This is a genomic window from Oceanospirillum sp. (assembly GCF_982874595.1).
Window position 1 is genome coordinate 268,055 of sequence record NZ_CEYNZH010000001.1, and the last position, 19,740, is coordinate 287,794.

21 protein-coding genes and 1 tRNA gene are annotated in these 19,740 nt (G+C 50.7%); 13 read left to right on the forward strand and 9 right to left on the reverse strand.

Annotated features, from left to right (window positions below; translation table 11 throughout):
* Positions 1-210: 210 nt before the first annotated feature.
* Complete coding sequence (locus AC4GL5_RS01185; RefSeq protein ID WP_490380954.1) at positions 211-1,272, reverse strand: HD domain-containing phosphohydrolase; 1,062 nt, start codon at positions 1,270-1,272, stop codon at positions 211-213.
* A gap of 516 nt (positions 1,273-1,788) precedes the next feature.
* Between AC4GL5_RS01185 and AC4GL5_RS01190 the strand changes: the two genes are divergently transcribed.
* From AC4GL5_RS01190 to AC4GL5_RS01230, 9 genes are all read left to right on the forward strand, one after another.
* Positions 1,789-3,147, forward strand: a complete 1,359-nt coding sequence (locus tag AC4GL5_RS01190; protein WP_490380955.1) for a site-specific integrase — start codon at positions 1,789-1,791, stop codon at positions 3,145-3,147.
* A 273-nt stretch (positions 3,148-3,420) separates the two neighbouring features.
* Entirely contained in the window at positions 3,421-4,188 is a 768-nt protein-coding gene (locus tag AC4GL5_RS01195) for a DUF6387 family protein (protein ID WP_490380956.1), read from the forward strand.
* A gap of 169 nt (positions 4,189-4,357) precedes the next feature.
* Positions 4,358-4,606 (forward strand): helix-turn-helix domain-containing protein, encoded by a 249-nt coding sequence (locus AC4GL5_RS01200; RefSeq protein WP_490380957.1) that lies wholly within the window; start codon positions 4,358-4,360, stop codon positions 4,604-4,606.
* Positions 4,607-4,621: 15 nt separating this feature from the next.
* On the forward strand, positions 4,622-4,948 hold the full coding sequence (locus AC4GL5_RS01205; RefSeq protein ID WP_490380958.1) for a hypothetical protein: 327 nt from the start codon (positions 4,622-4,624) through the stop codon (positions 4,946-4,948).
* A 314-nt stretch (positions 4,949-5,262) separates the two neighbouring features.
* Complete coding sequence (locus tag AC4GL5_RS01210; protein WP_490380959.1) at positions 5,263-5,436, forward strand: hypothetical protein; 174 nt, start codon at positions 5,263-5,265, stop codon at positions 5,434-5,436.
* Positions 5,429-5,737, forward strand: a complete 309-nt coding sequence (locus tag AC4GL5_RS01215) for a hypothetical protein (RefSeq protein WP_490380960.1) — start codon at positions 5,429-5,431, stop codon at positions 5,735-5,737. The genes AC4GL5_RS01210 and AC4GL5_RS01215 overlap by 8 nt, the downstream gene beginning before the upstream one ends.
* Complete coding sequence (locus AC4GL5_RS01220) at positions 5,730-5,999, forward strand: hypothetical protein (protein ID WP_490380961.1); 270 nt, start codon at positions 5,730-5,732, stop codon at positions 5,997-5,999. The genes AC4GL5_RS01215 and AC4GL5_RS01220 overlap by 8 nt, the downstream gene beginning before the upstream one ends.
* Before the next feature lie 125 nt (positions 6,000-6,124).
* On the forward strand, positions 6,125-6,904 hold the full coding sequence (locus AC4GL5_RS01225) for a helix-turn-helix domain-containing protein (protein ID WP_490380962.1): 780 nt from the start codon (positions 6,125-6,127) through the stop codon (positions 6,902-6,904).
* 2 nt (positions 6,905-6,906) lie between these two features.
* Positions 6,907-7,266 (forward strand): hypothetical protein, encoded by a 360-nt coding sequence (locus tag AC4GL5_RS01230; RefSeq protein WP_490380963.1) that lies wholly within the window; start codon positions 6,907-6,909, stop codon positions 7,264-7,266.
* Positions 7,267-9,393: 2,127 nt separating this feature from the next.
* On the opposite strand, the gene AC4GL5_RS01235 is transcribed toward AC4GL5_RS01230, so the two are convergent.
* Both AC4GL5_RS01235 and AC4GL5_RS01240 read right to left on the reverse strand, forming a co-directional pair.
* Positions 9,394-9,552, reverse strand: a complete 159-nt coding sequence (locus AC4GL5_RS01235) for a hypothetical protein (protein WP_490380964.1) — start codon at positions 9,550-9,552, stop codon at positions 9,394-9,396.
* A 424-nt stretch (positions 9,553-9,976) separates the two neighbouring features.
* Positions 9,977-10,053, reverse strand: a tRNA-Arg gene (locus AC4GL5_RS01240).
* A 316-nt stretch (positions 10,054-10,369) separates the two neighbouring features.
* Here AC4GL5_RS01240 and AC4GL5_RS01245 point away from each other — a divergent pair.
* A complete protein-coding gene (locus tag AC4GL5_RS01245) occupies positions 10,370-10,795 on the forward strand; it encodes a c-type cytochrome (RefSeq protein WP_490380965.1) in 426 nt (141 codons plus the stop codon).
* Between the two features lie 92 nt (positions 10,796-10,887).
* On the opposite strand, the gene rep is transcribed toward AC4GL5_RS01245, so the two are convergent.
* From rep to AC4GL5_RS01260, 3 genes are all read right to left on the reverse strand, one after another.
* Positions 10,888-12,912: a DNA helicase Rep gene (gene rep, locus AC4GL5_RS01250; RefSeq protein ID WP_490380966.1), complete on the reverse strand. Its 2,025-nt coding sequence runs from the start codon at positions 12,910-12,912 to the stop codon at positions 10,888-10,890.
* Positions 12,913-13,061: 149 nt separating this feature from the next.
* Positions 13,062-14,582: a YifB family Mg chelatase-like AAA ATPase gene (locus AC4GL5_RS01255; protein WP_490380967.1), complete on the reverse strand. Its 1,521-nt coding sequence runs from the start codon at positions 14,580-14,582 to the stop codon at positions 13,062-13,064.
* Between the two features lie 94 nt (positions 14,583-14,676).
* Positions 14,677-14,979, reverse strand: coding sequence for an accessory factor UbiK family protein (locus AC4GL5_RS01260; RefSeq protein ID WP_490380968.1), 303 nt, complete (start codon positions 14,977-14,979; stop codon positions 14,677-14,679).
* 450 nt (positions 14,980-15,429) lie between these two features.
* Here AC4GL5_RS01260 and glnK (AC4GL5_RS01265) point away from each other — a divergent pair, with 450 nt between their 5' ends.
* The 3 genes from glnK (AC4GL5_RS01265) to glnK (AC4GL5_RS01275) all read left to right on the forward strand — a co-directional run bounded on the left by glnK (AC4GL5_RS01265) (position 15,430) and on the right by glnK (AC4GL5_RS01275) (position 17,660).
* A complete protein-coding gene (glnK, locus tag AC4GL5_RS01265; RefSeq protein WP_078320510.1) occupies positions 15,430-15,768 on the forward strand; it encodes a P-II family nitrogen regulator in 339 nt (112 codons plus the stop codon).
* A 47-nt stretch (positions 15,769-15,815) separates the two neighbouring features.
* Positions 15,816-17,057 carry an ammonium transporter gene (locus AC4GL5_RS01270; protein ID WP_490380969.1) on the forward strand — a complete coding sequence of 414 codons (1,242 nt, stop codon included), beginning with the start codon at positions 15,816-15,818 and terminating at the stop codon, positions 17,055-17,057.
* Between the two features lie 264 nt (positions 17,058-17,321).
* Positions 17,322-17,660: a P-II family nitrogen regulator gene (glnK, locus tag AC4GL5_RS01275; protein ID WP_490380970.1), complete on the forward strand. Its 339-nt coding sequence runs from the start codon at positions 17,322-17,324 to the stop codon at positions 17,658-17,660.
* A 79-nt stretch (positions 17,661-17,739) separates the two neighbouring features.
* Here the strand turns inward: glnK (AC4GL5_RS01275) and AC4GL5_RS01280 are convergent, their stop codons facing one another.
* The 3 genes from AC4GL5_RS01280 to AC4GL5_RS01290 all read right to left on the reverse strand — a co-directional run bounded on the left by AC4GL5_RS01280 (position 17,740) and on the right by AC4GL5_RS01290 (position 19,428).
* Positions 17,740-18,192: a copper chaperone PCu(A)C gene (locus tag AC4GL5_RS01280; protein WP_490380971.1), complete on the reverse strand. Its 453-nt coding sequence runs from the start codon at positions 18,190-18,192 to the stop codon at positions 17,740-17,742.
* Between the two features lie 41 nt (positions 18,193-18,233).
* Positions 18,234-18,839 (reverse strand): SCO family protein, encoded by a 606-nt coding sequence (locus tag AC4GL5_RS01285; RefSeq protein WP_490380972.1) that lies wholly within the window; start codon positions 18,837-18,839, stop codon positions 18,234-18,236.
* A 121-nt stretch (positions 18,840-18,960) separates the two neighbouring features.
* Positions 18,961-19,428 carry a hypothetical protein gene (locus tag AC4GL5_RS01290; protein WP_490380973.1) on the reverse strand — a complete coding sequence of 156 codons (468 nt, stop codon included), beginning with the start codon at positions 19,426-19,428 and terminating at the stop codon, positions 18,961-18,963.
* Between the last annotated feature and the right edge of the window lie 312 nt (positions 19,429-19,740).

The following is a 19,740-nucleotide window of genomic DNA, read 5'->3' on the forward strand; positions in this document are numbered from 1 at the left end:
ATTGGTGATTCGTATCGTCACCTTAACCAATCTGGGGGAGGATTCCTATTGAGCCTTAGGGTAAGACGCCGGGAAGCCCCGCCCTGTAAAAGGTCAAAAAGGAATAAACAGGCTATTAACAGGCTTTATCCACCGAAGACACCCCCTTAATAACAGGTTTATACACAGCCTGTGGATAAGTTTGTGGTTTAAGCTCTGCCGATTAGATGATTACTGAGGTTCTTGGTGGCTGTTGCGGATCGCCAGAATATCATCCAGATTGGCCATAAACGCATCAACGATGGCCGGATCAAAGTGAGTGCCTCGGTTTTCCTGAAGCAAATTAATCGCATCATCAACGGACCAGGCTTTTTTGTAGGGACGTTCAGATGTCAGAGCATCGAATACATCTGCGATGGCACAGATACGTCCCACCAGCGGAATATCTTCGCCTTTAAGGCCGTTAGGGTAGCCGGTGCCATCCCATTTCTCATGGTGCGTCAGGGCGATTTCGCGGGCCATACCCAGCAGATCAGAATCCTCGCCTTCGAGGATGTCGGCTCCTATCTGAGCATGCTGCTTCATGACCTCCCACTCATCCGGTTCAAACTTACCCGGCTTAAGCAGAATATGATCAGGAATGCCTATCTTGCCGATGTCGTGCATGGGGCTTGCGTTCAGCAGAAGATCACACTCGTAAGCCCCCATACCCAAGGCTTCGCCCAGTAGTCGGGATATTTTACTCATGCGGACAATATGCAGGCCGGTCTCATTATCCCGGTATTCAGCAGCACGACCTAAACGACGAACCACCTGCAGGCGGGTTTCATTCAGTTGCTTAGTGCGTTCAGCGACTTTCTCTTCAAGAGATTCATTCAGGCGTTCCAGAGCATGGCGGTAGAGTTTACTACCAAGCAGGTTGCTCACACGGTGAAGAAGTTCGTTGCGCTCAAAGGGCTTTGTCACGTAGTCCTGAGCACCCATCTCAAGTGCCTGAGTACGGAATTCCTGCGACGACTGGGCGGTCAGGACCAGAACCGGGGGAGGACTGCTGAAGCGTTCATGCAGGGCGGTGAGTACAGCAAAGCCATCCATGTAGGGCATATTGAGATCGAGAAGGACCAGATCAAAATTGTGAGCATCAAACAGGTCGCAAACTTCCCTTGGGTCCAGTGTAGACCTGATGTTGCTGTAACCTGCCTTGGCAAGGGTTCGTTCTAGCAGCTTAACGTTGACGGGTTCGTCGTCAACGATAAGGAGTTTACCCGTGAAGATATCGATGGATGATGTCATTGACTCTGCCCTGTTAACCGCCGGTGCCCCGGATATCTATTAGCTAATGTAAAACCTTGCTGATCTGAACGCAAACCCCATCGAGGTCTTTATTTTACTACTTTGATCTGACAAAGATTTAAATGCAGTCGCCAAGTCCGTTATGCGAAATCAATCGGTATTGGGTTGTGTTTAATCGGGGATAGAGCGGAAACAAAAAATTGATCTTTCAGGGGACGAAGCCAGCATTGAACAAGCTATATGATCAGGTTGATCTATAGAGGTGCTGTAGGGGGGGATTAGATAAATGGCCCGCTCGGCGCGATTCGAACGCGCGACCACCGCCTTCGGAGGGCGTTTTTGTGACAAATAACGACAAACAAGTCACACATATTTAGAAACAGAAATCAGCGTGAAATTGCTTTAAAAACAGTTGGTTAGCATTTGTTTTGTTGGTTGCTCTTGTTTTTGCTTGTTGACGAGAAGGGTTGCCGCTGTGTACCTATGCTGTACCTAGAAATTTTCAGGTACAGGAAAATGGTCAAAACCACCGAAAAAATCACCGCTAGAAAACTTCAACAAATGGCCCGGGCAATATCAGCCGGTCAGCCTCAAGGGGATGTGTTTGATACCGAGGTATCAGGCTTTCACGTTCGCCCCGGTAAAAGAAATATCAGCTACCGCATTAAGTACCTGGCACCGGGCACCAACAACCAGAGAGTCTACACATTGGGCCGTTATCCTGATCTGACAGCAGAACAGGCCCGAGAGCTGGCGCGTGACCTATTGGGCCGGGTGGCCCGTGGTGTGGATATTCAGGAAACAAAGCAGAGCGCCAAAAAAGAATCCGATCAACAGAAGCGGCAAACGTTAGGGGCTTATCTTGACGGCCCTTATACGACACACCAGAACCGGAGAAAGGACGGTAAGCAGACATTGGGCCGCATCAGGAAACACTTTGCTGATCTGATGATTAAGCCAATGTCGCAGATTACTACCCGTGATATTGATCGATGGCAGACGGAAAAAGAGGTCGAGGGTTTGGCATGGACTACTATCAGGCGGGTTTTTGGTGCTCTGACTACGCTGCTTAACCACGCAGTAAAGAAAGGCTTTATTGATGCCAACCCATTACAGGGACACCAGTTGGAAAAACCGGCTCTAACAGAACAGGAGCTATCAGCCGCACAGAGTAGGCGATACCTGGAGGCACACGAAGTTAAAGCCCTGTTTGCTGCCTTGGATGCTTATCAGGATGAAAAGCGCCAGCAACGCCAGAGTAGCAGGGCGCATGGTAAGTCTTATCTGCCGGACTGGGATAATGTTGCCTATGTCGATCATGTAAAACCTTGGGTCATGACCATGTATTACACCGGGTTTCGTCCCGGTGATCTGTTCGGGCTTCGCTGGGAGCATGTGAATCTGAAGTTTGCCACTATCACCAAGATCATAGAAAAGACCGCCCACCACCAGCCAGAGCCTCGGGCCTTCCCGATCAGTCAGCCGGTGATCGATGTCTTAACCACCTGGCACCAGCAACAGGGCCAGCCTGAAACCGGGTATGTTTTTCAGTCAGAGCGCACAGGGGGCAAAATGGATCCCAGCTCAATGCAAAAGCCATGGGCCAAACTTCGCAAGCTGGCGCAGTTGCCGGGTGAGCTGGTGCTGTACACCTTGCGCCATAACTTCGCCAGTCAGCTAATTATGGCTGGGGTCGATCTGCTGGCAGTGTCGGAGCTGATGGCTCACACCGATATACAGACCACGATTAAGAACTATGGACACCTGAGACCTAACCACAAGCGCAATGCTGTAGAGCTGTTCGCAAGTCAGTTGCAGACCGGGGACGATCAGTCAGAGCCACCCGCCATAACACCGCGCCAGCATATCGGGTAATTCTCTGGTTTTTACTTTGCCTTTGCGTTTTGTAGGGAGAACAGAGGGAACACGGGGAGCAGCCAGTAACCACGGGGCCTGTAGCCGTTCCCCATGAATAAAGCCGAGGGAACAGGGGGAACACTAGCCCTATATTCTGTTGCCCCTTGTTGTTTAGTGTTAATGCTGTGATTATATCCAGTGGCCAGCCATAGGATGACGATCCGAAAAGCAAAGCACCCTCTTTGCCTGGGCTGGCTGATCTGTCGGAGGGTTGCTGTAGGGGTACAGCTGATGGAAGAAATTAATGATGCCCGGGATTTGGAGTGGTTTGATATTGAGAAGTATCAGGTATTCGAGACTCTGAGCGAGCCTGAATTACTGGTGCAAGTAGAAGAACGGGTACACGCCTTTCGCTACGGTGATTCTCATTGTGACAAGTCATTTCATGAACAAAGACTAAAAGAACCTTATGTGACTTGGTTTGAGAGCTGGGCTTTGAATAGTAAGACGATAGAAAGTAAGCCCGTAGTCAGTGAAGTTGTTCAGCCGATCAGCACGGGGCGGGCCATGATGATAGGGGAGCAAGCAAGAGAGAAGTTAAACCTAACTGATGATGACCTTGAAGACAAAATTAATACTTTGGTGCTTTCCGTGTTGCATGATGACCTTTTTGACAAGGTTGTCCCAGAATCCCCAAACCCCGGATACCTTCACCTTGACGTTGATCTTTCCGCTCCTGACCACTTAATACTATCTGAACTCAAAAGAACGCTACCCGGTATAAGGGAGTATTTGGGGCTGCCTGATAATGGTGTTAAGTATTCCAAAGCAAAGATAAAAGGGATTTTGGAGAGTAAGGTCATTCCGTATATGGACTTAACGCTTTGGGCTAACTCTGAGGGTAAGGTAATTATTAACCGTGTTATGGCAGCTGCTCTTTATCCTGATCATACGAAAGGAGAAGAGCATATAAGAACGACAGCTAAAACGTGGTTTGAACGTGTTATTACGAATGGTTTTATTGAAGACTGGAAAGCAAAACTTAACGCAGCGTCATAGTTTTTACTGAAAAACGTACCGGCATAATTTTTCTTTAAAATCATGCCGGTAAACTTTTTTATCTGAATCCTACCGGCAGAAAAAAACCTGTTTTTCGTGCCTCGAAACCCTACTCCCACCGTCTTAACCTTGCCCCACGTTCACCAACAGATAACCGTGGGGTAACAACATGAACACACCTACCGAACACACCGCATTACTGACCAGTGCCCAGGCTGCTGAGTTTTTGGGATTCAGTGAATACACCGTCCGTCTGAGTCGCACTACTGGCAAGCTGGCAGGCGTACAGGCTCCGGCTTTTATCAAGATGGGGCGCAATGTCCGTTATAAAAAAACTGATCTGTCTGAATGGCTGGCGCAGTTTGAGAGCTTCACCAACACCGCACAGGCTGGCATGGCCGGTGCTGCTGTTGCATAAGGGGAGGGTTTAGCGATGCCACATAAAAAACAAGCGGCTCCAACTAAGAAAGCCGCCCGTCTTAAAAAAGCACCGAAAAAGATTATAGCCCTTCACTACCTGATGACGCGATCCCTGATTCAGCTGGAAGCCGCCAGTCTGTACGGGGATACCTGCTTACATTCGACTGTCAGCGAGCTGTACCACGCTAACGGTCTGGAGTTTTACCGCACCCGATACCCATACCAGCACCGGCACGGAGGAACCGCATATTTCACCCGGTACAAACTGAAAGAAAGCAGCATACACGCTGCCCGCGCTCTGGTGTCTAAGTATCGGCTGCCGGAGGGAATGGCCGCATGATGTCGATGCCCTTAAAACCCGCCTTGTGTTCTGTTGGGGCTGGCGCTAGTATCAGCTGTGCCGGATTAAGCACCCGGCAGAGCTGGCGGATTAAGCACCCGTTAGCAGCATCTGAACAAGGAGACTATTATCTCCCTAATGACAAATTTTCGCACACTGGCACCCAGCCGGTGCGCTGCGCCCTGTTTTGGGGGGAGGGATTGGGAGCCAAGCGGCATGACCGCAAAGCCCCCCGCTGCACCTTCCTTGTTCGGTGCTGCTTTGAGGCTGCCAATCCGCCCTTTGTTTCTAAAATGAACAAGGGGTTCCATCCCATGATTTACACCTTCCTGATAGCCCCCAAGGGCTTAAAGCTATCCGCGCTTAACCGTGCTCGTATGGTGAGCTGTTACGCCTCAAACCTGAACCAAGCCCGTGCTGTTTTTGCTGGCCTGTCCCTGACGTTTGTCAGCCGTAAACCGGTTGATGGAGGGCTGAGCCATGTCTAAGTTAAATGAGCTTTCCACAAATCTTCACCTACTCAACGAGATAGTTCTGCCCGAATACAACCGAAAAACGTCAGATACAGGCTTTGCTGTAATGGGTATCGCCCGGATGCTACGGGAATCAGAACTGAACGAACGGGAACTTTCAGACGGGGATAAGCTCGGCTTTTTAAAAGCACTGGAACGCCTGGGGGATTCTCTGGTTGATCTGTCGGATGACGTGGAAAACCAGCGTTTCGAGATTCACGAAGACATCAAGCAACAGCTCAACCAGTTGCAGCAGGGAGGGTTCCGCCATGCCTAAGCCACAGACCACACTTGAGCAGCGTTACCAATCCGATCTGTTGCAGGTCTACTCAAATAAGCTACTGACTGCCCATAGCGGAACGCAGGTTATCACCCGGTTGGTCACTCGCAGCCTTGAGAGCCAAGAGCGCATTTTAAGCGATGATGAAACCGTATCGATGATGGATGCTCTGGAAGTTATCGCGGATCAGGTGGCTGAGGTTGCCGCCCGTATTGAGGAAATCAGCGAAGCGCAGCAGGGGTTAAGCGATCCGGCATAAGCTGGCGCAGATCACTACCAGATGACCAAAAAAAGCCCGGCTGACACCTGCAATGTCTGACCGGGCTATTTATTACACAGGCCTTCTGTTGAGGCTCTGAGTGTATACGACCACAGGATTATAGCATGTGTTTTGAAGCTCATAAGGCGGTATGGGAAGCTGATTTTCCTAAAGAAATGAAAGTGGGCCAGCCTGCAAAAACGATACTTTCCCGGCTGGCTGACCGGGCAAATGAAAATCTCGAAAGCTGGCCCTCTCAAGAGTTGCTATCTCTTGAGACGGGAATGTCACTCAAGACAGTTACCCGAAGTATTAAGTCTCTGGAGCAGGCAGGGCTTATCAGAAAAAAAGGCCATTGGAGGGGGGGGCGCAAATACAACACGTATAAGGTCAACATTCAGCTCTTGCATTCACTCAGGCGGGAACCACTATCGCGTTCCGGATCAGGTGCGCCAGCTTCGGAGATGTTGGCAGCAGCTTCAAAGGTCGCTGAAGAGTCGAGCCCGCCCATAACGGAGCCTGAAAGTTCTGTTGATGAGTTACCTACTGATGAGACTGAATGCGCTGTTGATCAGTTACCGCCTGATGAATATCCAAGGTGTATTGATGCTATCCGGGTGCTTAGAGAGCTCAACGCAGCCGGATACAATTTTTACACCGGCCCTCTAAGTTGGAGCGAGTGGTACTGTTGTGAGAGTGCTATAGCTCGTGCTGAGCTTGATGAGCTGATAGATACCGAGCTCTTTTTAACGGAATGGGCTGCCAACTGCGCTCATAGATTCATCAAAGCGGTATCACTCCCCAATATTTTTCCTGAAACGATGGGCGGTCAGGATGGCATGGCAGTCATAAGACATCAGTATGAAAGATTTGAAGCTATGCTGAGTTACCGTGAAGGGTGGTAGTGATGGAGAAGAAAAAGATGCACCCAGCAATCAAGAAGAAACGCCAGCAGGTTAAAGCAAAACGCCATATTGCTATGATCAACCATGAACCCTATCAGCCGCCTTATGATGCTGGCGCTAAGGCTTGGGCGGAATGGATCACCTGGTATACAAGCCCACCGGCTGAGGATATGCCGCTGATTATTGAGTGCCTGGAGACGTTGCCGCCTCTGGTCATGTACAAGGCCGCTGCCCGGTACGTTGCCCACTGGAAGAAGTCAGCCATAGCAGAGCCGGTAAAGGAGTTGAAAGCAAAGGCCGGTAGAGATGCCGCCACCCGGTCACTGATGCGACTGATACCCGGCAAGAAACTACCCGAATAAGGTAGAAACTACCCGAATAAGGTAGAAACTACCCAGCAGAGCAACAGGGTCAAAACAGCCCTAATGAGGTCAAAACGACCCAAAACAGAAACCCAGATCAGCATAGGCCGGTCTGGTTTTTTTCGTTCTGGTGGTGGGTTGCAGGTGGGTTGATGAGTGGGTTGCATCTTCGCTACAACTCTCGTCATCCGTGGGGTTCAGCGGGTTAGATAGCGGGTTGCTGCCGTATGTCGTCAGAGTGTCGGTAGGTGTGTCGCTCTTTGCTTGAAAGCAGCACCGCACAAAGGATTCAGCGTGTCGGTAGGCGTGTCGCTGTAACAGGACTGTTTTGGTACTGCCAACAGGGTTGTTTTGGTACTGTCGATCCGTACAGGCCAGCAAAGAAACAACCCCAGAACGGGGTTAAAAAACAACCCCAAAACAGGGTTAAACACCCTAAATCAGGGTGGAAAAACACCCCGAATCAGGGTGTTTTCAGCTGCCTGTATGATGCTGGCAACTGGAGCAGTTACACAGAGAATGAATGTCTGAGAGCTGGCGCAGGTATGCCACCAGATGACACAGGGTGTAGCACCAGATAGCACAGGGTGTAGCACCAGATAGCACAGGGTGTAGCACCAGATAGCACAGGCCGCATTCCCAAGTGTCACCATGACACCAGAGCCAGAACGCACCAGAGCGCACACAGGAGGCGTTTTCTTTCTGAGTGACGTAATCACACAGGTTTAAGCAGAATAGTCCGCCTGCTTGGATGCCAGAGGGAGCAGAGCGTTTATTCAGTCGTGGCGATGGTGATACACATGAGGAATAGCGGGCATTGTCTCTAGGCTAGAGACAATGCCTCTAACCCAGAGACACAAGGCCAACATCAGGGCCAACACGCGCCAGCTACCGAACGCCCACCAGATCAGGCCGGAGCCGATCAGCCAGAAGGTCACAGGGCCAACAAAAGGGCCAACCTTGAAAAGCTAAGTGTCAGAGAGTCCAAAGCTAAGTGTCAGAGAGTCCAAAGCTAAGTGTCAGAGAGTCCAAAGCTAAGTGTCAGAGAGTCCCAGTAATCATTAGTAGAATAACCAGTATTAACAATCAGTAGATAAACAAAAAATACAGACTCCAGAAACAAGTTTCAGGAGCTGATTTTCTGCGCTGATACGTTTTGCATTCTGATTACCACAGCAACACAAACACCGGCAGCCGGGATCAGCTCAAGATCACACATACCTGATAAACCGATCTGGAGAACAGTAGTTTCAGCAACTGGCCAGCAAGACCAGGACGCCAACATATAACCGATACACCAGAGTGCGCACCAGTCAGCACGACACAGGCAAAGCGTATCCTGAAAAACCTAGGTTCTTATCTGAGATCAAGCGAGCGCCACGGGGGCGCAGAACCCCGGCTTTCGGCTAAATTTCGGGGCTTTAGCGTCGTCAGCAGCACCCCAGTCAAACCCGCATTACAGAGCGGTTTTGCAGTGCCGACACTGCCGAAGGTAACGCCGGTATGAATCGGCACCCTGAGAGCTGGCGCAGACCGTCAAACCGTTGTCACCCTACCCGGCACCAGAGATAACCACGCAGATAGCCACAAGCCGAATCGGGCCGGTAATCTCTTTGGAGGTTTACCAGCTGCACCCTCGCACCGGGGGCGCAGGTCAGACGCTTATCATCTGAGTTAGCTTGCTTTGGGATGAGTTACCCTACTTTGGGGTAAGTCAGTTACCCCAGCTTGGGGTAAGTCACCCCGGCATGGGTAAGGGGCGGACTGATGGGGCGGACACGTAGAGACAATACAGCCCGTTAAAACAGACCGTTACTAGCGGTAGGCAGTTGTTAAGGGCGGACTGGTAGGGCGGACACAGCGATAGGGTATAGGGGGGTCTGAAAGTCCAGGGTTCCATAGGCTCAATGACCGCACCCTTAAAGCCGTTTTTTTACGTGAGAAATAAGGAAAATTTTCTGAGTGGTATTTCACGTCCTGCCGATCAGCCGGGGCCAACATAAGGGCCAGCCCGCGCCAGCTCCCAAATGCCCACCCGATCAGCACGGAGCCGATCACCCAGCCAGCAAAAGGCCAACGTAAAGGCCAACAGCAAAACAGGGGGAATACCCCTAAAACAGGGGTGTTTCATTTATAGCCATGATGTTCACAACTGAAACCGTTACGCAGGTCACGGCACAGGTATGCCACCAGAGAGCACAGGGAGTAGTGCAACAGATGCACCACCTGTTCACAGGCCAGCGCGCCACAAGCCGAACCCGAGCGGCAACCCCTTTGGAGATTCATCAGCTGCCCGGCTTCTGGGATCACCGCAGGCCAACAGCAAACACCCTCAAAACAAGGGTAATACCCTCATTTTAAGGGTGTTTCAGTTATGGTCATGATGACCACACCCGAAACCGTTATACCGATCACGATTAACCCTGAGAGCTGGCGCTGATCACCGGCCAATCTGAGTAACCGCACTGGGTACGCAGAGACGCAAAAAGCGCAGCCGGTAAGCGCACAGGCCAACAGGTGCGTAGCAATTCAAAATGCGGGTACAGTTTCAGGCTTAACATGGTCGTCAGAGAGGGAGAATTAGCCGTGTATTATGGCTGCTTGTTTGCCTGAGTTTGTGCCGCTGTGTACCTATGCTGTACCTAGAGCGGGAAACAGGATTTTAAGGTTTTTGATGGGTGCTGTAAGTGCTTGATATATGGGGAGAAAATGGCCCGCTCGGCGCGATTCGAACGCGCGACCACCGCCTTCGGAGGGCGGTACTCTATCCAGCTGAGCTACGAGCGGGCAACGGCATGCATTTTATGGAGTTATTAACCTTATGTCTACTCCGAACCCCGTGTGAGATCAAAACAGCAAAGGGGAAAGGGCTTTAAAATCAAGATCTAAACGGGTATGTGCTGTGATAGACAGAGGCTGATGCATGCCTCAGGTGTCTTTATAACCTGCAGATCAGCTGATCCATGGCGGGTTATGCGTCTTGTTGGCTATTTCCGCTAAGACTAATTGCCGCTATACTTCCGTTTTTTAGGGTTAATAGAATACACACCGAAAAAAAAACAAATTCTGTTTTTTGACGGACCAGTGATTAGAGGTGGTGAGAGTGAAACGCAGCGGAATTATCGCGGGTGTAATGGGCGTGCTGGCTGGCGCGGTTCTGAGCACATCAGTACAAGCGGCAGCAATGTCTAAAGAAGCTATTGCAGAGCGTCTGGCACCGGTTGGTGACGTTTGCCTGCAGGGTCAGGATTGTGGTGGTGCCGCTCCTGCTCCGGCAGCAGGTGGCGCTAAGTCTCCTGCAGATCTGTACGGATCTGTGTGCTCCGCATGTCACAACACTGGCGCAGCTGGCGCACCTAAGAAGGGTGATGCAGCGGCTTGGGCTCCTCGCATCAGCAAAGGCATGGACACTCTGTACAACCATGCGATCAATGGCTTCAATGCGATGCCAGCTAAAGGTGGTAACCCATCTTTGAGCGACGACGAAGTGAAATCTATCGTTGATTACATCGTAGAAAACAGCAAGTAAGACGTTGCCTTAAAACTGTTTGATACAAAAAAGCCGGTACAGCTTTTGGCGAGCTGTACCGGCTTTTTCATGTCTGCTGTTTACGTTTGGCTTTAATCCGCGCTGCCCAGTCGTTTTTTCAAAGCATCCAATGCGGCGTGTCCTCTGGCACGTTTGGCCTCGTCCGGTGCTTTCTCTTTGCCTTCCCATTCCAGATCGGCCTCCGGTAGTTCATCCAGAAAACGGCTTGGGGTGCAGTTCAGCATTTCACCAAACTGTTTCCGTTGGCTGGCAAAGGAGAGGGTCAGGGTTTCCCTGGCGCGGGTGATGCCTACATAAGCCAGGCGTCGTTCCTCTTCGATATTTCCCTCATCAATACTGTTCCGGTGCGGCAGCAGGTCTTCTTCCATACCGATAATGTACACATGAGGGTATTCCAGACCTTTGGCCGAGTGCAGGGTCATCAGCTGAACCCGGTCGGAGTCATCTTCTTTTTCCTGCTGTTCCAGCATATCCCGCAGTACCAGACGGGATATGGCATCTTCGATGGTGGCTTCCTCGTCCTCTTCCTGCATACGGTTTAAGGTATCTTTCAGGGAATCCACCAGAATCCAGACGTTGGCCATGCGGCGCTCTGCCACCTGCGGCGAGCTGGAGTTCTGATGCAGCCAGGCTTCGTAGTCGATATCCTGAATCATCTGGCGGATTGCGGCGATAGGATCATCCTGGGAGCAGCGTTGGATGGTTTGCTGCAGCCAGTGATTAAAGCGACCCAGTTTCTCAAGGGCTTTGCCGGACAGGTATTGTTCCAGACCGATCTCATCACAGGCGTTAAACAGACTGATATGGCGGCTGTTAGCGTAGGTGCCCAGTCGCTCCAGTGTGGAAGGCCCGATCTCCCGACGCGGCATATTGATTACCCGCAGGAAGGCGTTATCGTCCTCCGGGTTTACCAGCAGTCGCAGGTAACCCATGATGTCTTTGATCTCGTGGCGGGAGAAAAACGAGGTTCCGCCACTGATCTTATAAGGTACCTGATAGGCCTGCAGCTTGATCTCCAGCAGGCGCGCCTGATGGTTACCACGATAGAGAATGGCGAAGTCTTTGTAGTGGCCGTCGTTTTTGATGCGGTGGGTCAGGATTTCAGTGACGACCCGTTCAGATTCGGCGTCTTCATTGCGGCAGCTGATTACCCGAATCGGTGCACCGGAACCCATATTACTCCACAGGGTTTTCTCATAAACGTGGGGGTTATTGGCGATCAAGGTGTTCGCACAACGTAGGATCAGCGATGTTGACCGGTAGTTCTGTTCCAGTTTGACGATTTTCAGGCTTTTAAAGTCTTCACCCAGTTTCACCAGGTTTTCCGGCCGTGCACCCCGCCAGGCGTAGATCGACTGGTCATCATCACCGACCACGGTTAACGCGCCGCGATAGCCGATCAGTAGTTTCACCAGCAGATACTGACTGACGTTGGTGTCCTGATACTCATCCACCAGCATGTAGTGCATTTTGTTCTGCCAGCGATCCAGTACCTCGGGATTATCCCGGAACAGGCGAACGGGCAGGCGGATCAGGTCGTCAAAGTCCACCGCGTTATAGGCTTGCAGGTGGCGGTCATATTCACGATACACCGCAGCAGCCAGAGTCTCGCGATCATCATTGGCCAGTCCCATCGCCTGTTCCGGTTCGATCAGATCATTCTTCCAGTTGGAGATCATGTTCTGCACCATGCCGATGATCTCGGCATCGGTCTGGAAATCCTTGTGCATCAGATCCTTGATCAGAGACTTGGTATCCTGATCATCGAAAAGTGAGAACCCGGCCTTATAGCCGAGGGTTTTATGTTCGCGGCGGATAATAGTCAGGCCGAGGTTATGAAAGGTGGAAACCGTCAGCCCCCGTGCTTCTTTGCCCTGTACCAGTTTACCGACACGCTCTTTCATCTCCCGCGCCGCCTTATTGGTAAAGGTCACTGCAGCGATCTTATTAGCTTTGATGCCTTTCTCTTTGATCAGATAGGCGATCTTGGTGGTAATTACACTGGTTTTACCACTGCCGGCACCGGCCAGCACCAAGAGTGGGCCACCGATATATTCTACGGCTTCACGTTGGCGATCATTCAGGCGAGAGAGCATATTGGGTTTCCGGTAAAAATAAGCGGGTCTGACTGAGATAAAAGAGTTACAGATTTTGAAAGAGGGATTGTACCAGCAGGAAACAAAAAAGCAGTGTGAACTTTCTCTTGGTCACACTGCTTAAGAATGAATCACTTCGAAGTCTATGACTAGGGCGAGAGTTGTTGCAGATAACGATCCAGTTGACGCAAACCCAGTGCTTCGGATACCGCGGGAACACCAACACTTTCTTCACCGGCAAGATCCGCGATGGTGCGGGCGACTTTCAGAATGCGATGGTAGCTTCTTGGTGATAATCCCAGTTGCTCCATCGCCTGTTGGAGCAAGTGACTGGCTTCGTCCTGTAATAGGATCTGATTATCCAGCTCGCGTCCGGTTAGCTGGGCGTTGCTTTTACCGGAGCGGTCCAGCTGGCGCTGATGCGCCTCCGTTACCCTGGCCTGAACCTGCTGACTGCTTTCACCGGGGCTAACGTTGGCCAACTGCTCCGGTGGCAGGCTGGTAACCGCGACCTGCAGATCAATACGGTCTAATAAAGGCCCGGATAAACGGCTTTGATAATTGCGAACCTGTTTTGGTGTGCAGCGGCAGCTTCTTAAACTGTCACCGAAATAGCCACAGGGACAGGGATTCATTGCCGCGACCAGCTGAAAACGACTGGGGTAACGGACCTGTTGGGTGGCCCGGGAGATATGGATCTCACCGGATTCCAGCGGTTCGCGCAACACTTCCAGCACGCGCCGGTCGTATTCCGGCAGCTCATCCAGAAACAAAATGCCGTTGTGTGCCAGACTGATCTCCCCCGGTTTCGGTCGGGAACCACCGCCCACCAAAGCCACGCCGGATGCGGTATGGTGCGGGCTGCGGAAGGGACGTTGTCCCCACTCATCCATGGAGAAGCGCCCTGATACCGATGCTAAAGCCATTACTTCCAAGGCTTCTTGCTCGCTCATTTTTGGCAGAATGCCACCGAGACGGCTGGCGAGCAGTGTTTTGCCAGTGCCCGGTGGGCCAACCAGCAATAAGTGATGATTTCCTGCTGCAGCGATTTCCAGAGCACGCCTCGCCTGAAACTGACCTTTGACATCGGCCAGATCCGGCTGATCACGAAACAGGGTATGTCGTTTCTCGTTTTCCAGCTGATGCAGAGAGAGTTCTTCCTGGCCGTGCAACATGGCGGTTACCGCCAGAAGGTGCGGAGCTGTCATAACCCGGTTGGCTTCTGGCAGAGAGGCTTCATCGCCATTTTCTGAGGGAACCAACATGGTGCGTTCTGCCTGTGCACAGGCTAAGGCGGCAGGAAGAATGCCGGAGATAGGGCGCAGCTCTGCAGAAAGTGACAGTTCGCCATAACATTCGAACTCCGTCAGACGATCGGCAGGAATCTGGTTAGAAGCGGCTAATACCCCTAAAGCAATTGCCAGATCATAACGGCCGCCTTCTTTTGGCAGGTCTGCCGGAGCAAGATTGACGGTGATGCGCCGTTGAGGGTATTCAAAACCGGCATTGATCAGAGCGCTGCGGACCCGATCTTTACTTTCCCTGACGGCGGTTTCCGGCATGCCCACAATCGCAAGACCGGGCAGACCGTTAGTAAGATGGACTTCGATGCGTACTTCCGGGGCATCAATGCCCACAGAAGCACGACTATAGATGACAGCTAAGGTCATGGCACGACTCCTTGTGCGTTGAGGTTGGGTTGCTTAACCCGCTTCTTTTATCCGTTAAAGAAGCTGCCGTGTTAGTTGGCTTAACAACAGAGCGTTATTTCTTCGGCTTTTCTGCTGTCTGTTCTTTATCGGCTGATGCATTGCCCGCTAATTGGGCAACAATCGCTTCCAGTTGCGCGACCTGTACTTCCAGAGCATCGGCTTTTGCACGTGTGCGTAGCAAGATCTCGCTCTGAATTTCAAACTCTTCACGGGTAACAAGATTCAGTTTAGCAAAAACATTTTCTGCTACCGCCTGCATTTGACGCTTGAGTTCGGCTTCGCCCGGAAGACCAGCACCAGAGAATTTTTCGCCCATCTGGCGGGTCAGTTCGGAAATCATTTCAGGTTTTAGCATCTTCATCGCTCAACTATTGCATTCGTTTAGTCGTTTCTGTTTTTGCTGCTCAGTTGCTTCACCTTCAATGCATCTGAGAGCCAAATTTCAGGGTTGAGTGTACCACTTTACGTGCATGACCTCTTTTTTGGATTGTCCTTTCTGTGTGTCTTCGTGGTGCGTTTTAAGCGCACAAAAATAGTGCGATATCGATTTGTTTGGGATTTTGACGGTGCAGTGTTTTTTCTGTTTCGGTGCATAAAAGAACAGGTTTAAGGCTGTTTTTTCTTCTAGTGCAATGAAATACATAGGTTTTTTCTTATTGGCACATCCTGTGCAAAACCCCCGGTATGTTGGCGAGAGTGCATTGAGCAAGCAACGCACCGTAAGAAAGCCACACCTTAGACCAAAAAAATTACGGACAACAATTCAATCTGATAAGCACGTTAAGCGTGCCGTAGGGGTAAACCAATGAAACTGGTCACTGCAGTCATCAAGCCGTTCAAACTGGACGATGTGCGTGAAGCATTATCCGATATCGGTATTCAGGGCATCACAGTCACTGAGGTTAAAGGTTTTGGCCGCCAGAAGGGTCACACCGAGTTATATCGCGGTGCGGAATACGTGGTGGATTTTCTGCCAAAAGTAAAGCTGGAAGTTGCGGTATCCGGTGATCAGGTTGACCAGGTAGTTGAAGCGGTCACCAATGCAGCAAACACGGGCAAGATTGGCGATGGTAAGATTTTCATCACCGCTCTTGAAGAGATTGTTCGTATCCGTACCGGCGAACGCGGCACTGACGCTATCTAAGCCGCTTACTAGCTAAAAAAAGAATTCAGCCTTCGGAGGGCCTTCCAATGGAAGATTTAGTACAAGTCAAGTATGCACTTGATACCTTTTACTTTCTGATCTGTGGTGCGCTTGTGATGTGGATGGCGGCCGGTTTCGCCATGCTGGAAGCGGGTCTGGTTCGGGCCAAAAACACGACAGAGATTCTGACTAAGAACATCGCACTGTATGCGATCGCCTGTACGATGTATCTGCTTTGCGGTTACTTCATCATGTACAGTGGTGATGAAGGCGGTATTCTGCCAAATCTGGGCTTTCTGATTGGCGATGAGAATACAACAGACGCTGTTCTGGCAAGCGGTGGTGAGACTTACTACTCTGCGCGCTCTGACTTCTTCTTCCAGGTGGTATTCGTAGCGACTGCGATGTCTATCGTATCCGGTGCCGTTGCTGAGCGTATGAAGCTGTGGGCTTTCCTGGCTTTTGCTGTGGTTATGACTGGTTTCATCTACCCAACATCTGGTTACTGGACCTGGGGTGGGGGCTTCCTGAGCGAAGCGGGTTTCTCTGATTTTGCGGGTTCCGGTATTGTTCACATGGCTGGTGCTGCTGCAGCTCTGGCAGGTGTACTGCTGCTGGGTGCACGTAAGGGTAAATACGGCCCTAACGGTCAGGTAAACGCGATTCCGGGCAGCAACATGCCGCTGGCAACGCTGGGTACGTTCATTCTGTGGATGGGTTGGTTCGGCTTCAACGGTGGTTCTGAGCTGAAACTGTCTGATGTGGGTGAAGCAAACGCGGTAGCACAGGTTTTCGTAAACACTAACGCAGCGGCTGCTGGTGGTGCGATTGCGGCTCTGATCCTGGCTCGCCTGTGGTTCCGTAAAGCGGATCTGACCATGGTACTGAACGGTGCATTGGCTGGTCTGGTTGCGATCACTGCTGATCCTCTGTCTCCAACTGCTTTCGCTTCTACTCTGATCGGTGCTGTAGGTGGCGTACTGGTAGTCTTCTCCATCATCGCGCTGGACAAACTGCGTATCGATGATCCGGTGGGTGCGATCTCTGTACACGGTGTTGTGGGTATCTGGGGTCTGCTGGCTGTGCCTCTGAGCAACGGTGATGCAACCTTCTCTGCACAGCTGCTGGGTATCATCTCTATCTTCGGCTGGGTGTTTGTAGCAAGCCTGATCGTGTGGAGCATCCTGAAAGTGGTTATCGGCATCCGGGTTTCTGAAGAAGAAGAGTACGACGGTGTGGATATCGCTGAGTGTGGTCTGGAAGCTTATCCGGAATTCACTAAAGGTTAATTATTAAAAGCTGAGCGAATGCTCAGGGTTTAATCACTGTGTTAAGCCAACAAAAATAAGAGCTCGACCTAAAAAACGAAAAAAGATTAAGAAAAACACTAAGAGGTTTGACCTCAAAAAGCTTAAGGGTACCTTCGGGTACCCTTTTTTATTGTCAACAATAGCAGTATGCTATTGGCAGTTTAAACAGGGTAAGCACACCAGACCTGTTCACTCATTTTCACCAGCTCATCGGGCTGGGGCCGTTTTCACAGGAGTACAACAATGAAACTGGTTACTGCGATTATTAAACCGTTCAAGCTGGACGATGTGCGTGAATCTCTTTCTGAGATTGGTGTTCAGGGCATTACCGTAACGGAAGTTAAAGGCTTTGGTCGTCAGAAAGGTCATACAGAGCTGTACCGTGGCGCAGAGTATGTGGTGGATTTCCTGCCGAAGGTGAAAATTGAGATTGCGGTGGGTGATGATGTCGTTGATCAGGTCATTGAAGCGATCACTAAAGTGGCGAATACCGGTAAGATCGGCGATGGTAAGATTTTTGTTTCTCCGCTGGAGCAGGTGATCCGTATCCGCACCGGTGAGAGTGGTACCGATGCGGTATAACGGACACTATGCCAGCTTGTGATATAAAAAAACGGCTCAGAGCGAACTCTGAGCCGTTTTTTTGTGCATTCAGAAAGGCTTAGTGAGCGGCGTGTTGCTTCATGCCTGCCATCACCTTTTTGATTGGCATTTCAACCACAGCCATGCTGCCGTTGCTGAAGTACAGTTTTACCGACACTTTCTGCCCTTCAAACAGGTTTTGCTTCAGTCCGATCAGCATGATGTGATAGCCGCCTGGTTTCAGGAGAGTCATACCGTTACCGGGAATACGGATTTCTGATACCCGACGCATCTTCATAACACCCTGGTCCATGGTGTGGGTGTGTAGTTCTACGGCATCTGCTACGCCGCTTTGGGCTCGGATCAGACTCACTTCTTTGGCTGATTTATTTTTTAGCATCATAAAGATTGCGGAGTTGGTCTGACCGGGAGGCACCGCTCGGGCATAAGGGTTAACCACATCAACGGTATTGGCGGCAAGAGCCATGGGGGTGATGAGTGCAAAGATGAGTGCAGTAAGCCATTTTTTCATAGTGATTCCTTATCGTTCTCACAGTTTTGTTCAGTCAGTTGTTAATCAAGCTGGCGCTTAAGTGCTTCCAGCAATGCATCCGGTGAGGCTGAGTGGTTGACGGTTTCGAGTACTTCGCCTTTATCATTCGTCAGGTAAAACATCGACGTGTGATCAATGGTGTAGCCCATGGCGCTGTTGTCGATCTGTGCTTTCTGATAAAAGGCACCATACTTGCGCGACAGGGCCAGAATTTTCTCCGGAGTATCGGTCAGGCCGATAATCTGCGGATGGAAGAATTGGGTGTAATTCTTCAGGTGCTGCAGGGTGTCCCGCTCAGGGTCGACGCTGATCAGAATCCCCTGTAGCTTAGTTCTTTGATTTTCAGGTATCTGTTTAAAGGCGTGGGCCATCACCGAAAGAGATGTCGGGCAGACATCAGGGCATTGTGTGTAACCGAAGTAGATAACGTTTAGTTTTCCAGGGCGGGCGCTTAAGGTGAAAGGGCCATCTGCAGATTGCAGCGTAAAGTCCCCACCAATCTGCATCATTTTGGCCGCATTTTTCATCTGAGATTTCTGATAGATCTCCATACCGGCGACCAGTGCAACAACCGGTAGCAGCATCAGAAAAGCTTTGAAGAAGTGTTTTTTAAAACTGTCGAGCATAAGTCTGTTCCGTCGTTAGGGCTAATCCAGATCAGTAGCCGTTTACCATAAAGGATTCCTGACGCTTTTCGGAGATTTTGTTTGTCTTTTGATGTTCTTTAGCTCCGAAAAGTTGCTCAAGCTACATCTGAAGGACATTAAAATCGAACCAAACCTGTTTGGGGCCTGCTGATGTTTCCAGTTCAACCCGTCCACGCCAGGGCATGACTTTCTCGGTACAGACGCTGATCGTGCCATTAACAGCCAGAGTATTACCCCCGGCGAGAGGCCGCAGGGTGTATTGATGAATACCCATGTACATGGTGCGGCCCGTTAGTGCGAGCTGAGCAGAAGAGAGGCTCAGATTGTCAGCCATAATCCGGAATTCAACAGGTTTGAGAGCTAATACCGGCCAGGGTGATACTGAAAGACGTACCGAGTCACCACTACTCAGCGTGACGGTGCAACTGCCCTGTTCCATAACACAGCCGGGCATCTGGCTCTCATCGATATCCATAAGCGCGTTCAGATGGTTTGCCAGATAGATCAGCATCACCAGCAGAGCGGCGATAGTCAGTGTCCAGAGTAATTTAAGCTGTTTGGTTGACATAGATAACGCCGACACCTGTGGGGAACATGTTGCTCTTTCGGAAAGCGGTTTTTCTCAGACGATTGCTGGAACAGCCTGCTACAGACGGCCAAGTCTAACGAAATCCGTGGTAAAAACCGTGTGACCAATTGCCGCATATTTGTCGCACTAAAGTGAATGTGTCTGAATATTGAGCAGGATCAAAAAAGCTTTGGTTATATGTTTGGTGATGACTGACTTGAGTTTGTAAGTACATCGCTTGGTCTTGTTGCAGGGCTTAGGTAGACTGCGCTCGGGTCAGAAATGCCGCTTTTGGCAGATGTTTTTGAAGAG